1 protein-coding gene is annotated in these 397 nt (G+C 65.7%); it reads left to right on the forward strand.

Annotation, left to right across the window (positions count from 1 at the left end):
- Positions 1 to 397: aldehyde dehydrogenase family protein (locus GR197_RS31730; RefSeq protein ID WP_164016655.1), on the forward strand; the 397-nt coding region annotated here is incomplete at both ends.

Here is a 397-nt window from a genome sequence, read left to right on the forward strand (position 1 = left end):
CCGCAGGACATGGCGACCGAAATGGGTCCGCTCGCAACGCGCCGTCAACTCGAGCATATCGAACACGTGCTGCGCGCGAGCATCGAAGCGGGCGGCCGCGTGGTGACGGGCGGCAAGCAGCCGGACGGTATCGGCAACGGCAATTACTTTCTGCCGACCATCGTCGATTGTCCGCACCCGCAGGTGCCGAGCGTGATGGAAGAGCTGTTCGGCCCGGTGCTGAGCGTCGTCACGTTCGATACGGAAGCCGATGCCATCGCGCTCGCCAACGACACGCGCTACGGCCTCGCATCCGGCGTGTTCACGCGTGATCTCACGCGTGCGCATCGTCTCACGCGTGCGCTGCGCGCGGGCATCGTGTGGGTTAACACGTATCGCGCGGTGTCGCCCATCGTAC

Source organism: Rhizobium phaseoli (assembly GCF_010668805.1).
GTDB lineage: Bacteria > Pseudomonadota > Alphaproteobacteria > Rhizobiales > Rhizobiaceae > Rhizobium > Rhizobium phaseoli_A.